Below are 14,918 nucleotides of genomic sequence, written 5' to 3' on the forward strand. Positions count from 1 at the left end.
GCAAACCGGCGAGGTTCTCGTTGAAGACCTCGCCAGAGAGCTTGACCTTTCGCAGACAACCATCCGCCGTGATCTGCAAAAAATGGAAGACATGAAGCTTGTCCATCGTTTCTACGGCGGAGCCATTCTTAATAAGGACACACAGATGGAACCAACGATGAACGCGAAGCATTTAGTGAATATGCAAAAAAAAGCGGTCATTGCCAAATATGCCGCTTCGTTGATTCAGGATAACGATATCGTGTACCTGGACGCCGGAACAACCACCGAGATGATGATCGATTACATCCATGCCAAAAATATTTTGGTGGTTACCCAGGCTTTGTCAATCTTAGACCGTTTGTATGAAAGGCAGATCCGGTGCTACACATTAGGAGGGTATATCAAGTTTTCCACCAACATTATCGTCGATAACGACACGATTGAGAAAATGGCGGCGATGAATTTCAACATATCCTTTCTTGGCTGCAACGGAATTCATTCCTTAGTCGGGTTTTCCACCACCAACGAAATCGAAGCCATGTTGAAAAAAATGATTATCTCCCGGACCAAATCTGCGTATATTCTGGCGGACAGCAGCAAGTTCGATCAGATCAGCAACATTAAATTCGCAGATAAAGAAGATGCGGTCATCATTACCGACAAAGAATTGGATCCGCAGGCTGTTTCTGATTACGGCAAGGTGATATCCATCGTTGAAAGCGCAGATAGATCGCGGTAATTTCAAACCAGAAATGGGTTTCAATTCCAGGTTCTAATCCGTCCGCGTCCAAAACAGAAAAAAGCTGGCACAAAGCATGAAAGAATGCTCTGAATTGCCAGCTGTTTTTTATCGCTAACAAGCAAGTCCACTCCCAAAAAGGAAATGATGATGCAATTCCGCCTTTCATTGAAAGACAAAGTTTCTCTCAAGACCTGCCGGTTATTCCTCGTCGCTTTTCAACAAAATCCCGCCGACGTTCGTCCGGAAGGTCTGGAAAGCCGCCCAGGCGACCGGTGAAGTCTCGAACACCGCCACTGCGGCATCCAAAACAGCTTTGAGATCCCAGGCAATAAAATCAAGGTATCCGCAATGGATTCCCGATGCACCGCCCAGCCAGGTTACGGCATCCCTTCCTGCCTTTTCGCTGATTTCCGCTTCCAATTCATCACGGAAATCCAGGATCGCTTTCGCCCGGTCTTCCCCTTGGAAACCGTCGATCGGATAATAGAAGAAGCCAGCCCCGATCCCCTCTTTATGCAGATTGTCCACCGCCTGCGTCATTCCCTGCAAATACTGCTGAATCAGTACCGGGCAGCATGTCGAACCGACTGTCACATCGCCGCGCACCTGCTCTAATCTTTCCTCGCCCGGTTCCATCCGGTAGGCGGTATAGCTGTTCAGCACGCGCGCAGGATCGCGATTCAGATCCAGCCCAAGCCCGCGCAAAGCTTCCGGCAGTTCCGCCAGCGTCATGCCCGCGTCACTTTGCGGCTGAGATACCAGCTTAACCTCGTCAATCACCGCCATTGCGGCGATTTCTCCCAACGTCTGGTCGATCAAAATGGACAAAATCCACCAAACCTGATTTTCATTTTCCGCCATGAGCCCCGCCAGCGCCGGGCAGCTTACCGCCAGCGACACCGACTTTTCACGATGCTCCGTGATCCAGACCTGCACTTCATCGGCCGAGATTTCCTGTCCCGCAATCCGCAGCGCCGCTTTGGGCGCCGGCTGACGGCCGACCATCACGTTCCAGTGTTTTTTCAGACTTTCCGGCATCTGCTTCTGATAATAATCCAGCGCGATCAAGCGGACCCGATCACCCTCGGGCGTTAAGATCAGATCATAATGATCCTGATTGCAGCCCATCTCAAAGGCAACCTCTGAAAATGCCGGATGAAGCAGCCGGGTCGTCTGACTGATGATTTCTTCACTCTCAATCCGGTTGCGCATCCTGACCCGCAGCACCTGTTCCTCACTTTCAAACAAGCACCAGCTCTCCTGCACCCGTGTCCGGAACGGCTTTTCAAAGCGGGGCAGCGCTAACCGGCGGCGGCAGTCCTCAATAAATGCCAGCGTATCCTCATCCTCCGGCCGGGCCTCCAGCGCTCTTTCAAAATAATTCAGCGCCGGTCCCTCCTGATCAAGATAATAATACGCGTAAGCCATCCTGAAATTCCAGTTATGATCTTTTCCTAACGGCTCTTCGACCGTTTTTAATAACGCAATGGCTTTCTCAAAACTTGCCTGGTCATTACTATCCGCGGCGTTATTATACGCTTTCGCCAGTTCGCTGATCAGTTCAGGCGTGAGCTGATTTTCTTCCAGCGCTTCGATTGCATGAATGATCTGACTGTATTGTTCGTTTTCGTTCCAGAGTTCGATCTGTTTCCCTAAATCCATATGTCATCCTCCTGAAGATCAGCGCCGCGGAAATCCCGGCTGTCTTGATCTCAATTCTTGCTTAATCTCGTTCTTCACGCTCTCCGCTGAACCGCAGACAGCCCCGGCCGGCCGCCTTCGCCTGATACAGCGCCTGATCGGCATGGAGCCAAAGCTGGTCAAACCGCTCCCCCTGCTGAGGGAAACGGGCAGCGCCCAGACTGGCGCTGACGGGAAACGTCAGCCCTTTTTGCCGCCGAAGCTCTTCCCAGACCCGCTGCAGCCGCTCTGCTTCCTTCTCAATCGCCGTTGTTTGCAGAGCTGAGCTTCCGGCCTGTTCTTCCTTTAAATAGAGGATGAACTCATCCCCGCCGATCCGCCCGCTTAACGCCTGGGGAAAGACGGTTTGGATTGCCTGGCCCAACGTTTCCAGCACTTGATCGCCCAGCGGATGTCCGAATGTGTCGTTAATCTGCTTAAACCAGTCGATATCCAGCATGATCATGACGCCCGGATCTCCTTCCTGCATCGCGGCCGTGATCTGCGTTTCAACCCAGCGGCGGTTTAACAGCTGCGTCAGCGAATCATGCCGGGCATTGTATTCCATCTGCCGGTAGGACTCTTCCAGTGCGCGCGTCTTTTCTTCAACCAGCTGTTTCAGCTGGCGGTTAGATTGTTCCATTAAACGATGGGGGAAGAATTCATCCGCCCCTTGTTCGGGATCCGGAACGGACTGATGAACATGCAGGACTCTCCATGCGTTGTTCATCGCGCGCAGCAGGATCGTAAAGCGGAACCGGCCGATAAATTCCAGCGGATTCCCCGTTTGTTCCCGAACCCGCAGCTCGCCGATCACCAGCACGCTGTCCGCGCTGATCCACTGGCTTTGAAACCATTGATCTTCAATAATAAAGGCTGTCGTGCGGGCGTCGATTTCCGCGGAAATTTTATTAACGAACTGTTCGAGATTCCGGCTGACCTCATGTTCCCCAGTACCGATCACAGTTGTCTCCGGTACGAAACAGTCACCCAGGATCGCGTAATTTTGTTTTTCCAGATATTCATGCCAGAGATACTGGCAAAAAGCTTCGGGGGACGGCAAATTTTTCATGCGATCAACTCCTTTTTAACGTGTTTTCGATCTTTGCTTATTCGTTAAGTTCCGGCAGAAGGCCGGGGAAATTAAATCCCTGTTTGATCTAAGCCGGATCCGTTCATTTTCTGAATCAGCTGTTTCTATTATAACGGACTTCGGATTAAATGTCTTTACGCAGCGAACGCAAACTCACGGAAATCAACCGTTATTTTTTCTTTTCGCAAAATGGACAGTTTCCGCATTTTAGGCTACAATCAGTACCAGGAGATGAGCACGATGTCAAATTCCCGGATTTCCTTTTCCAGAACAGCGCTGCTGCACGGGCTGCAGATGACGGGATTGTTGGCGGGAGCGACCGGGATAGGCCTGGTTTTCCGCCAGCTGGGCTTCCCGGAAACCAACGTCGTTCTGTTATATTTACTGGCAGTGCTGCTGACAGCCTGGATGACCCGCGGTTATGCCTGCGGCGTACTGGCTTCGCTGGCGGCGACGCTGGTCTTCAATTACTTTTTTACCGCGCCCTACTGGTCGTTGTCCGTCGATGATCCGAGTTACTGGATCACATTCGTGATCATGACCATTACCGCCTTCATCACCAGCACTCTGACGTCCAAAGCCAAGCTCAACGCGCAGAACGCGCTGCAGCGGGAACAGGAAATCAAGACGATGTATGCGCTCAGCCGGCGGCTGAATGAAGAAATCGACATCCGGCAGATCGCCCGCCTGGCTGCCGAGGTGCTCGCCGGCGTTTTGCAGGCCGAGGTCCGCTGCCTGTGTCTGGATGAAAATGAACAGCCGGCAGCCCTTTATGGCGCCCGGCCAGGTCAGAGCGCAGTGCCTCTATCCGGCGATGAAACCGCGGTTAATGATAAAACCGGACTCCCGCCGAGCGGGGACACCGTCGAGCTGCCGCTGCAAAACAACGGCATTCGGCTGGCAGTGCTGCAAATTCCGTTAGAAACCATGAACACGATCAGCGAGGCCGACAAACAGCTGGTTCAGTCGCTGAGTGAAACGATCACGCTGGCAATGGATCGCTTCCGCACCGCAAAACAGAAAATCCGTTCGGAGGAGGAAGCGGCTCAGGAACGGTACCGAAGCAATCTGCTGCGGGCGATTTCCCACGATCTGCGCACACCGCTCTCGGCGATCATGGGCAGCGCGGAGATGATCCGCGGCATGAGTCAGGAAAACGATCCGCGGTACGACCTGGCGCAGGGGATCTATCAGGACGCAGACTGGCTGCATTCGCTGGTGGAAAATATTCTCAGCCTGACGCGCATTCAGGACGGTCATCTGAACCTGCATCTGGAAAAGGAAGCAGCCGAGGAAATCATCGCTTCCGCGCTCGATCACATCGCTAAACGAGCGCCGCAGCGCACGATCCAGGTTTCCATTCCGGACGAGGTGCTGATGATCCCGATGGATGGCAAGCTGATTCAGCAGGTGCTGATCAATTTACTGGACAACGCCCTGAAACATACCCGGCCGCAGGAGGAGATCACCTTGACGCTGCGGCGGGAACAGAACGAAGCAGTCTTCACCGTTCAGGATGAAGGCGAGGGGATCGCCGAGAAGGATCTCGAACATATTTTCCAGACTTTTTATACGACGCGCACACGCCGGGCGGATGCACAGCATGGCATTGGTCTGGGCTTGCCGATCTGCGAGTCGATCGTACAGGCGCATCACGGAACGATCAGCGCCCGCAACCGGACTGACGGACACGGCGCGGAATTCACGTTCCGGCTGCCTTTGGAGGAAACACGATGAACAAGTTTACAGCCCGGATCCTGATCGTCGAGGACGATCCGCAGATCCGTAATTTTATCAGCTATGTCTTGAGCGCCGAGGGCTTTGCCAGCGACAACGCCGCGACGGCGCAAAGCGCGATGACGCTGTTGGCGGCGAATGTTTACGATCTGATGCTGCTGGATCTGGGACTGCCGGATTACGACGGTATGGATGTAATCCGCAAGGTCCGCGAATGGTCGGAAATTCCAATCCTCGTCGTATCCGCGCGCGATCAGGATCAGGAAAAAGCTCAGGCGCTGGATGCCGGGGCTGACGATTATCTGACCAAGCCCTTCTCCACAACCGAGCTGATGGCCCGGATCCGCGTGGCGATCCGGCATGCTTTCCGGCAAAACACCGCGGCGGTCCAGAAGGTGCTAACGGTCCGCGAGCTGTCGCTGGATCTGGAAAAGCGCCAGGTTACACTGCGTGGCCAGCCGCTGCATCTGACGCCGATGGAATACAATCTGCTCAGTTTATTCCTGCGCAACAGCGGAAAGGTCTTAACCACCCGTTATCTTATCAGCGCGATCTGGGGCAGCGGTTATGGCGAAGACACTCAGGCCCTGCGGGCCTTGATGGCCGGACTGCGGCGCAAGATTGAGGAAAATCCCGCGAAGCCGCGCTATATTGTCACAGAAATCGGCGTCGGCTACCGGCTGGTGGAACAGGAAATTCAGAAAGGACCCTACTAATGCAGAAAATACAGACACAGGAAACACTCTCAGCACTCAAAAGCGGTGAAATCCTGATGACCCGGAAGGCGGATCAAATTCAGTTTTGCGCGTTGGTGAACGATCGGATCCGGGTTCAGAACGCGAACAGCCGCTACACGCTGAGCATCGAGGAATGGCAGACATTATTCTCCGACGAGGAATTCTGGATCTACGAACCCGTACAGGCCAGTGAAATCTCGCTGGAAAAGGACGTGGAATACTACGGCTGGAATCATAAATAGCCTTGAGAACAGCTTGCTTCATCTCAGTTTCTTCTAAACGGAACTCAACTTCATTAACCCTGACTGCTGAAACGGTGAATTTCCTTTTCAGCAGTTTTTTTGCGGCTTAACCTGATATTTTGGCCTTCAATTATTTTCAACACTACGTGTTTATTCTCACACCATTCTCACATCGCCGGGCAACTTTCTCACACGAAACTCACAGCTTTTACGGTATTCTGTCTTCGTGAAAAGGAAGCGGAGGTCTTCAGAATGAATGAAAGCGAAAATTCCATTCCTATGGAAACATTAATAGAAAAGATCCGAATCGCCGTTGGGCTGCGGGATTACGCCGGCGGAGAACTGGAAATTGCCAAGGCGATGCGCGATCATCCGCATTCGCCAATCCCGCATAACCTGATGGGAATTTTATTCGTCAGTCAACAGGAACAGCTAATTGCGCTGAAGCATTTCCGGGCCGCGGCGGCGCTTGATCCGACCTATCTTCCGGCCCGCTGCAATCTGGAATTGTGCGCGTCCATGAACGCTCAGGGAAGCTTCGCTTACTCCGTAAGCGACTGCCGGGAAGTTTCATCGAATCCCTGGACTATTCTCTATGATGAAAAAGGCATCGGCCATGTGGTAAGGAGGAAAACTTCATGTTAAGCCTGAACTTATTTGGCAAATCAAAGCTGACGGTCATCGTCGGCTGCGGACGGCTCGGCTCCACGCTGGCAAATCAGCTGTCAGACGCGGGCAAAAATGTGATTCTGATCGATCAGAACGAAGCCGCCTTTCGTAAATTATCCCCGGCCTATGCCGGACTGATGCTGACCGGCGACGCGACTGACCGCGCAACTTTAAACCAGGCCGAGCTGAATCGCGCCGATCATCTGGTGATCGTCACCAACAACGATAACACCAACATCATGATCGCGCAGCTGGCGCGGGAATGCTTCCGGACGCCGCAGATCATCTGCCGGCTGTATGATCCGCAGCGGGAATGTGTTTACCGGGAATTTGGAATTCAGACGCTCTGTCCGACGAGACTTTCAGCGCTGGCCATCGAACGGCTGTTAGCGGATTGCGCTGCGATCCCGGATGGAAAACAAGAGGGAGGTTACTGACCATGAAAAAGCGAATTCTGATCATCGGCGGCTACCATAAAGCGCAGCGTCTGGCCCGCTCCTTCCTGGACAAGGGCTACGACGTCACTGCGATCAACAAAGATCCTGCCCATTGCCAGGTTTTAGCGCAGATGCGCGGATTAACGGTCATGACGGGCGATGGTTCCAAACCGTTCGTGCTGGAAGACGCTGCGGCGGAGCAGGCGGATATCGCGATCGCACTGACGCCGCGGGATGATGATAACCTCGTGATCTGCCAGCTGTGCAAGAAATTGTTTCATATCCGCAAGACAGTTTCCCTGACTGCCAGTCCGGAGAAAGTAAAATTTTTCTACAAGATGGGCATCGATTCCGTCGTCTGCGCCTTATCCACAATAACCAGTATCGTCGAGCAGCAGGCGTTTCTCGACGAATTTACAACACTGCTTCCCCTGAGCGGCGGTCAGCTGCGAATTTCCGAGCTGCGGCTGCCGGCTTCCTCACCGGTGATCGGCAAAACGCTCGGTGAACTCCAACTGAGCCGTGAGGTGATCATCGCGACGATCCTGCGGGCGGACCAGCCGTTAGTTCCCCATGGCGACACGCGGCTCGCGGCACAGGACGTCCTGATCCTGATCGCCGCCGCCAGGCAGGAGGCCGCCGCGGTCAAGGTGCTGACAGGGCGATGAAAAAGATCAAAAAAGCGATTTCCTGCAATGCGGATCTCGCCGGTAAATTCATGATTTTGTGCGGTCTGCTTTGCGCTGTTCCGCTGCTGACGGGACTCTTCTTTCCTCTTCAGCCCGGAGAACTGGAAGCTTTCGGTATCCCCGCCGGCGTCTCCATCCTGACGGGTTTGGGCGTCTGTTGGCAAGCTCGCGCCCAAGATCCCGATGTGCCCCGTCTGCTGCAGATCCAGAAAAGCGGCAGCTTTGTCTTGTTCGCCTGGCTGTACGGAATTCTCATCGGCGCTTTACCCTTCGTCCTGGCCGGCCGGCTGAATTTTATCCAGGCCTTGTTTGAATCAGTCAGCGGCTGGACGACAACCGGCTTGTCCGTGCTGGATGTGTCTGAGGTTTCACCGATGTTTCTGTTTCACCGCGGCTTCATGCAATATTGCGGCGGGCTGGGATTCGTGATGGTGATGACGATGTTCGTTGTGAACCGGCAAAGCATGAATTTGGTGCTGGCGGAAGGGCATTCGGATCAGCTCGCTCCGAATCTGAGCCGGACCGTGCGGCTGATCTGTCTGATGTATACGACATTTCTGGCGCTTGGCACAGCGGCGTACAGGCTGGCCGGCATGAATGTCTTCGACAGCCTGATCCACGCGATGTGCGCCCTGTCAACCGGTGGGTTTTCCACCCGCGCGCAAAGTATCGGCTACTATCAAAGTCCGTTGATCGAATTCATCACGGTGGTGCTGATGTTGATCGGCACGACGAATTTCGCGGCGCTGCTGCTTCTGATGCGCGGACAGGTGCGGAAGTTTCTGGCCGTCAGCGAGATCCGGTTTCTGGGTCTGATTCTGGCGGCGGCGATCCCGTTAACGGCGTTAGTACTGTTATGCGCCGCTTACACCGGACTGCCCGGCAGCTTCCGGATCGCATTCTTTGAAGTGATTTCCGCCTTGTCGACTTCCGGTTTTTCCACCGTCGGCTATGCGGACTGGCCGCAGGCGGCGGTGTTCCTCCTGATTTTGATGATGTTGATCGGCGGCGGTATCGGCTCGACGGCGGGCGGGTTAAAGCTGACGCGGGTGTATCTGATGCTGCGGGGACTGAGCGATCATCTACGCCGCCAAAGGGCTCCGCGGCAAACCGTTTCCTGTTCGTTCTATACCCGGCCGCAGGGGAAAACGGTCATCGATCAGAAGCTGCTGGAAGGAACCTCGTGTTTTGTCTTTTGTTACTTCCTGATCTATTTAGGCGGGACGTTCCTGCTGATGCTGACGGCGAACTGCACGTTGATCGAGGCGATGTTCGATTTTGCTTCCGCGCTGGGGACTGTGGGATTGTCGATCGGCATTACCGGTCCGGCCACGCCCGCGCTGGCCTTGATTGTGGAAATGGCAGGCATGCTTCTAGGACGCTTGGAGATCTTCATTCTGCTGGCCGGGATCCGCACCTTGTTCCTGCGCTTAAAAATCGCGATTTGCCGGTAGCGGTTTTGTTTCGAGATATGCGGAAAACACGGGCTTGACGAAAAGAAAGGCAATTTCCCCGCTTTCTTTCCGTTTCTCAATCTTGAGAATCAACCGGGGCTGTTCTATAATGAGACCAGGTTATAACAGCTCATCATCTGGTTGAGCGTTTCTACCCTCTGCCGTAAATTGTGGATGATAATCCGAAAGGGTTAGACTCTGCATTTACGGCTTTTCAATTCCCTTTTATTTTAAACCGCGTGTGCGCCAAGGAGAAAATCATGAATTATCAAATTTTAGATCTGGAAACTTACAAGCGAAAGAGTCATTTTGAATACTTCAGCCAGCTTGCTTATCCCTATGTCGGCGTGACCGCCGATGTCGAGATCACTGAGTTCCACGCCAAAATTAAAGAACAGCGTCTGCCATTCTTCCTATCCTTCTGTTACTGCGCCGCTCTGTGACGCTGATCGGTCACACCTCGAAGAAGCCGGTATTTCTTATCATCCAGCCGCAATCCGAACCTAAGCGCCGGACGCCGCCCCGCAGGGATGGCATCAATGCCAGATCCGATCACGATTGTTGATCGACATCGCTACGAGTGATTCTAAGATTTTCAAACCCTTTACTCAGCGTCACCGTAAGCTTCTGCCAAAAGAAATTGAACCCAGAAAATTCACGCTGACAAAAGACGGCGGTCTTCATCGTTTCTTTTCACACTTGAGGTTCACGAAACAATTCCATCATTTCAGTGAACGAAATCAAACTGACATGGTCCAGTGTTTCCGCCATCTCACGGCAGCCTTGCGTAAATCCGGTCTTCGCAAACAAAAATAAGTGAACTTCTGTGTAAGAAAACAGCTGGCTGCGGCTGACTAATGTTTTTAACACGCCTTGATCGACCTTTTCATTCGTCCATTTACATTCACCGAACAAGGCCGTTGTTTTATCCTGAACACCCATAATGTCAATTTCCGTCTGTTTTTTTTCGCGGGGATCTGTTCCCCACCAACGACCCAGCTCTGAAAAAAACACAGGTGATCTGCCTGCCAGAAGCAATTTCCAAAGATATTGCATACAGATCTGTTCAAAAACATTTCCCATGTATTCTGATAAATAGGGCTCGATCCGCTGAAAAGCCAGTTCTTTCGCTCCGCGGGAAATAATTGAGCTGTTCTGTGGAACAAACCGGTACCAGAACCGGAAAAGATTGTCGCTGATCGCATAGACAGCCTTTCGGGAAGCCTGATCACCATACGGTATTTCCTTTTGAACCAATCCCAATCCTAACAGATTCTTCAGATAGGCGGCACAGACATTCGTATTTTCGCCAACCTTTGAAGAAATCTCCGACAAACGGGAAGCCCCGTTAGCAATGGCTGAAATGATCGCATTGTAAAGGGCAGGTTCACGAACTTCTTGTTTCAGAAGATTTTCCGGCTCCTCAAATAAGGCGGACGTCGGATCTAAGAATGTATTCTTAATATTTTCAGCGACGCTGAGCCGATCGTCAATCTGTAGCAGATACTGAGGCGTCCCGCCCACCGCTCCGTAAACAAGCGCTTGTTCTTCAGCGGAGTAGCCGGGGAAACAGCGGCAGACTTCCTCAAAATCAAACGGCAGGATCTTCATTTGAGCCGTTCTCCGGCCATAAAGCGGAGCCTTGTATGCCAAAACATGATCTTCCATATAAGACATGGAGGATCCGCACAAGATAAGCATAAGTTTAGACGTTTCTTTATATTGATCGATCAGAAGCTGGAGTGTGGAAGCTAAGCTGGCAGAAGCTCGGGCTACATACGGGTATTCATCAATGACCAAAACCAGCCGCTGATGTCCGGCAAGTTGAAAGACCATTTCTAAAGCTGCCTGAAAGGAAAGAAACGTCGTCTCAGCCTTGAACCCTGTTTCCATTTCCAAAATACTGCGGCTGAAATTCTCTAAATTCTGTTTAGCATTACTTTCTACACCCATAAAATAAATGGCTTTTTTATCGTTGATAAACTGATTGATCAACGTCGTTTTGCCTACCCGGCGGCGGCCGTAAATCACGGCAAATTCAAAACGATCCGATTGATAAAGCCGGTCTAAAGCAGCGAGCTCACGAGTTCTGCCAATAAACATCCGGTTCTCCTCCTTATCCTTTTAATTCACTATAAAGTAAATGATAAATTTAGTCAAGTATGATTTGGCAAATCGTATCTGACTAATTTTGTTGATAAGAAAAGTAGGCATTTACTGTGGATTTCTCGGTTCACGGTTGCCTTTGATCGTCAGTTCCATGGATTCCAGCTGATGAAACAAGCATTCCACTTCATCCTCAATCTGACTGCGGACCGCTTCTGAAAACGGTTCAAGGAATTCCGCGATCGCTTTGTCATATTGATTTTTATACTTTGTGTTCAGCTGTTTCCAGTTCACTGCCCGAAACCAGGACAAACGTTCTTCATGGATCTTCAGCTGGCCTTGAATCATCATCACAGCCAGAATGGGATATCCTGGATAATGCTGCCACAGCGTCGCGTTGTCGTTGCTGGAATAGCCGTTTTCCAAAAACTTGACCGTGTACCGTTTGGCGTGATCTGAGGAGAGAACATAAGCGCGGTCTGCCTGAATGTCAATCCGTTGATCAGCCACAGCGCTCAGCGCTTCGTAAATTTTTGATAGAGGGGGATTTTTTTCCATGCTTGACTCCTTTATTTTTATTCTTCTATTATACCCTGTCCGCGAACGCTGCGGACTTTTTTACTCAACTCGCCTCGGATTCCGTGCTGACGCCTTCCTTCAGAAATTGATTCAGGCGACGATTTCTCACAAACGGCAGATAGAGGATCAGGCAAATCCCCTGACCGATCGCAGAAAGCAGGCCCAGAGCCAGGCTTTCGCCAAAGAAACCGAATGCCAGCGTCGAGATCAGCCGGCCTGCCGTCATGATCGACGTTTCCAGCGCGACTAACCGGCCGCGCATCTGTTCCTCGCAGCCCAGAATCATCGCCGAGGAAACGATGATGTTGCCGATTGAATTCAACAGATTGGCGATCAGATACGAAACGCATACCAACGCCGGATTGCAGCTCAAGGCGGTGATGAACGAGGCGAGGATGCCAAGAATCATCGGCAGTAAGCTACACAGCTTATCGCGCAGCGGTTTGGGCAGCATTCCGGGGATAAACGTTCCGGCTACCGCGCCGACGCTGCCGAAGGTCAGATATAAACTGTAAAATTCATCAGCCAGTCCCTTCTGCTGCAAAAACGGCAGTGTTACCGACGATAAGCCGGATACCAGCACATTCCAGGCTAAAAGCAGAAGCAACAGGTCGCGCAGGGATGGATTGCCAAACGTGATCTGTAAGCCCTCTTTGAAATCGTTGAAAAAGGAACTTGACGCTGAGGCCGGGACTTCGGTCGGCCGCAGTGTGATGAAACATTCCGACAACGACGAAGCCCAATACAGCACGCCGTTGACGATCAACAAAGTTGCCGGCCCGCACATCAGCGCCAACAGGCTGCATATTCCCTTGCCGGTCAGGTTGATAACCATGAACAACCCGGTGTTCCACGACTGTGCCTTCATGAACTGGCTGCGCGAAACAACGAGGGAAAACGCAGCCGTCGCAGCCGGGTTAAACAACGCATTGCACAGCGCCATCGCCGCCGCACACAGAATCAGCACCGGCACCGATAACGGACGTCCCCAAAACCACATTCCAGCCAGCACCAGCGTCACTCCGCGGATAAAGTCCATCAGCACCATCATCCTTTTCTTGCTTCGCCGGTCGACGATCGGTCCCAAAAATGGCGTGATCAGTACGGAAACCGCCATGCTGATGGAACTCATGACGCTCATCATCATCGTCGATCCCGTCTGTTTGTAAACCCAGATCCCGGCCGCTATGCTGAACAGCACGTCGCCGAAGCCGGAAAACAGGTTGCCCTGAAGCAAAAGCAGATAGCTGCGGTTGCGCAGCAGCGGCTTTTCGTTCTCCTCCATTCGTTCCTGTCTCTTCCCATTCTCTGGAGCTTCCTTTAACGCTTCATCCGTTAATGCCTGCGGCATTTCTGCTTTCGTTTCTTTCTTTCTCATCTTGATCACCCGGCTTCACTATAACAAAAACAGGACCCGTAAGTCCTGCCTTTATCCATGGATCCAAATTTCGCGGATCAGCGCCGGTTTCCGACGTTTTGTAATCTGCTCAAAATCCGCCAGCCCTTTGTAGCTGCCGCTCTGCTGCACCAAAGTCAGAAGTTCATCATGAAGCAGCGGAATCAATTCCTGCGGACGATAGACCGTGTCTTCAATCTCCGGCAGAATCTCTTTCAATATGCGCTGCTGCAGTAAGCCCGGCGCTTCCCCGGCCTGCTTCGCTTCATAATACCGGTAAATAGCCAGCGTTCCGGGCGTCGTCCAGCGGTCAAGGTAGACCTGCGCCAGATTCAGAATCCGCATTGAATCCAGAGGACAGTGAAATAAATGCGGCAGATAGTACAATGCCAGATAAGGGGCCTGGACTAACGCCCGGTCAATCCGCTCCGTCCCCTTCTCGTCGCCGCCTTCGCACAGGCACAGCCCCAGCTCCATCCAGCCCTGGCTTGTCAGCTCCTTCGGCAGCGCAACCAGCGTCTGTTCAAAGGATCCGCTCCTGCGAAATGCGTCATCTGGATCGAATTGCTTCCAGATCCGGAAGCGCATGATCTCCGTGAGGGTGCGCACGGCATCCGGTAACGGAAACGAACCGCTTAACACCTGATTAAAGCAATCCAAGGCTTCCGCCTTGCGGTTCAGTGCGGAAAGGAAGGTACCCTTGCGGTGCAGCCAGATCCCGTCATGCGGCTCGCACTGCTCCAGCCGTTCCAGTAAGGTTTCGGACAGTTTCCGATCCGTCCATTGATTGATGTTGATCTGCCAGAACAGGACGATCATCATGACGTATAAATCCTCATCCAGCGCCTGGGCCAGATCAAGATACATGGAAATCTGGTTTTTCAGCTTCGCGTCAAATTCGCGGTACCGGATATACAGCGGTTTGTGCGGCTGCGTATCCGGAAAGGCAAGATGCTCGATGATCAAGGACAGGCACAGCTGCAGCTCCATCGCGATCACCTGCGTTGTCGGCGGCAAGGCTTCGATATCCGTAAGCAGCTCACCGAGCGCTTTCTGATCGAACTGTTCGTAAGCCTGCTTCAGCCGCTGGATTCGTTCTTTACGCAAATCAACCTGTTCGGGTTGTTTTAACGGCGTTTTCCCCAGTTTTCTGAGCAGCAGCTCCAGCCGTTCTTCATCCTGAATTCCCTGGCCTTGTTCCAATTTATATAACGTCATCCGCGAACAAATCGCTTCCCCCGCTTCATCGAGGATAAATTGATCCTGGGTCCAGCCGCCGGTCGGATCTTCCTTTAAGCGCTGACGGCGGTGGATGCCGATCAGCACGCCGGCCAGGCGTTTCGTTTCTTCCTGCATACACTGTCCTCCTCTGCCG

Annotated in this window: 15 protein-coding genes; 9 read left to right on the plus strand and 6 right to left on the minus strand. The window is 52.5% G+C overall.

Going from position 1 to position 14,918, the window contains the following annotated elements:
* The coding region (locus HOLDEFILI_RS00005; RefSeq protein ID WP_006057218.1) for a DeoR/GlpR family DNA-binding transcription regulator at positions 1–721 on the plus strand (721 nt) is incomplete at its 5' end.
* 201 nt (positions 722–922) lie between these two features.
* Here the strand turns inward: HOLDEFILI_RS00005 and HOLDEFILI_RS00010 are convergent.
* Positions 923–2,386 carry a tetratricopeptide repeat protein gene (locus HOLDEFILI_RS00010; RefSeq protein ID WP_006057219.1) on the minus strand — a complete coding sequence of 488 codons (1,464 nt, stop codon included), beginning with the start codon at positions 2,384–2,386 and terminating at the stop codon, positions 923–925.
* A gap of 61 nt (positions 2,387–2,447) precedes the next feature.
* Entirely contained in the window at positions 2,448–3,476 is a 1,029-nt protein-coding gene (locus HOLDEFILI_RS00015) for a diguanylate cyclase domain-containing protein (RefSeq protein ID WP_006057220.1), read from the minus strand.
* Between the two features lie 261 nt (positions 3,477–3,737).
* On the opposite strand from HOLDEFILI_RS00015, the gene HOLDEFILI_RS00020 reads away from it, so the two are divergent.
* The 8 genes from HOLDEFILI_RS00020 (at position 3,738) to HOLDEFILI_RS00055 (ending at position 9,905) form a co-directional block, all read left to right on the plus strand.
* Positions 3,738–5,234, plus strand: coding sequence for a sensor histidine kinase (locus tag HOLDEFILI_RS00020; RefSeq protein ID WP_208854929.1), 1,497 nt, complete (start codon positions 3,738–3,740; stop codon positions 5,232–5,234).
* Positions 5,231–5,950 carry a response regulator gene (locus HOLDEFILI_RS00025; protein ID WP_006057222.1) on the plus strand — a complete coding sequence of 240 codons (720 nt, stop codon included), beginning with the start codon at positions 5,231–5,233 and terminating at the stop codon, positions 5,948–5,950. Before HOLDEFILI_RS00020 ends, HOLDEFILI_RS00025 begins: the two co-directional genes overlap by 4 nt.
* A complete protein-coding gene (locus HOLDEFILI_RS00030; RefSeq protein ID WP_006057223.1) occupies positions 5,950–6,213 on the plus strand; it encodes a hypothetical protein in 264 nt (87 codons plus the stop codon). Before HOLDEFILI_RS00025 ends, HOLDEFILI_RS00030 begins: the two co-directional genes overlap by 1 nt.
* Positions 6,214–6,465: 252 nt before the next feature.
* Positions 6,466–6,858, plus strand: a complete 393-nt coding sequence (locus HOLDEFILI_RS00035) for a hypothetical protein (RefSeq protein WP_006057224.1) — start codon at positions 6,466–6,468, stop codon at positions 6,856–6,858.
* Entirely contained in the window at positions 6,852–7,319 is a 468-nt protein-coding gene (locus HOLDEFILI_RS00040; RefSeq protein ID WP_006057225.1) for a potassium channel family protein, read from the plus strand. Before HOLDEFILI_RS00035 ends, HOLDEFILI_RS00040 begins: the two co-directional genes overlap by 7 nt.
* A gap of 2 nt (positions 7,320–7,321) precedes the next feature.
* Entirely contained in the window at positions 7,322–7,987 is a 666-nt protein-coding gene (locus HOLDEFILI_RS00045; protein WP_006057226.1) for a potassium channel family protein, read from the plus strand.
* Positions 7,984–9,462 (plus strand): TrkH family potassium uptake protein, encoded by a 1,479-nt coding sequence (locus HOLDEFILI_RS00050; RefSeq protein ID WP_006057227.1) that lies wholly within the window; start codon positions 7,984–7,986, stop codon positions 9,460–9,462. The genes HOLDEFILI_RS00045 and HOLDEFILI_RS00050 overlap by 4 nt, the downstream gene beginning before the upstream one ends.
* Positions 9,463–9,722: 260 nt before the next feature.
* Entirely contained in the window at positions 9,723–9,905 is a 183-nt protein-coding gene (locus HOLDEFILI_RS00055; RefSeq protein WP_039863520.1) for a CatA-like O-acetyltransferase, read from the plus strand.
* 250 nt (positions 9,906–10,155) lie between these two features.
* On the opposite strand, the gene HOLDEFILI_RS00060 is transcribed toward HOLDEFILI_RS00055, so the two are convergent.
* The 4 genes from HOLDEFILI_RS00060 to HOLDEFILI_RS00075 all read right to left on the minus strand — a co-directional run bounded on the left by HOLDEFILI_RS00060 (position 10,156) and on the right by HOLDEFILI_RS00075 (position 14,899).
* Entirely contained in the window at positions 10,156–11,565 is a 1,410-nt protein-coding gene (locus tag HOLDEFILI_RS00060) for an ATP-binding protein (protein ID WP_006057231.1), read from the minus strand.
* Between the two features lie 111 nt (positions 11,566–11,676).
* Positions 11,677–12,126: a hypothetical protein gene (locus HOLDEFILI_RS00065; protein WP_006057232.1), complete on the minus strand. Its 450-nt coding sequence runs from the start codon at positions 12,124–12,126 to the stop codon at positions 11,677–11,679.
* 64 nt (positions 12,127–12,190) lie between these two features.
* Positions 12,191–13,525 (minus strand): MFS transporter, encoded by a 1,335-nt coding sequence (locus tag HOLDEFILI_RS00070; RefSeq protein ID WP_006057233.1) that lies wholly within the window; start codon positions 13,523–13,525, stop codon positions 12,191–12,193.
* A gap of 51 nt (positions 13,526–13,576) precedes the next feature.
* Positions 13,577–14,899 carry a hypothetical protein gene (locus tag HOLDEFILI_RS00075; protein ID WP_006057234.1) on the minus strand — a complete coding sequence of 441 codons (1,323 nt, stop codon included), beginning with the start codon at positions 14,897–14,899 and terminating at the stop codon, positions 13,577–13,579.
* Positions 14,900–14,918 lie beyond the last annotated feature (19 nt).

Source organism: Holdemania filiformis DSM 12042, assembly GCF_000157995.1.
Taxonomy (GTDB): domain Bacteria; phylum Bacillota_I; class Bacilli_A; order Erysipelotrichales; family Erysipelotrichaceae; genus Holdemania; species Holdemania filiformis.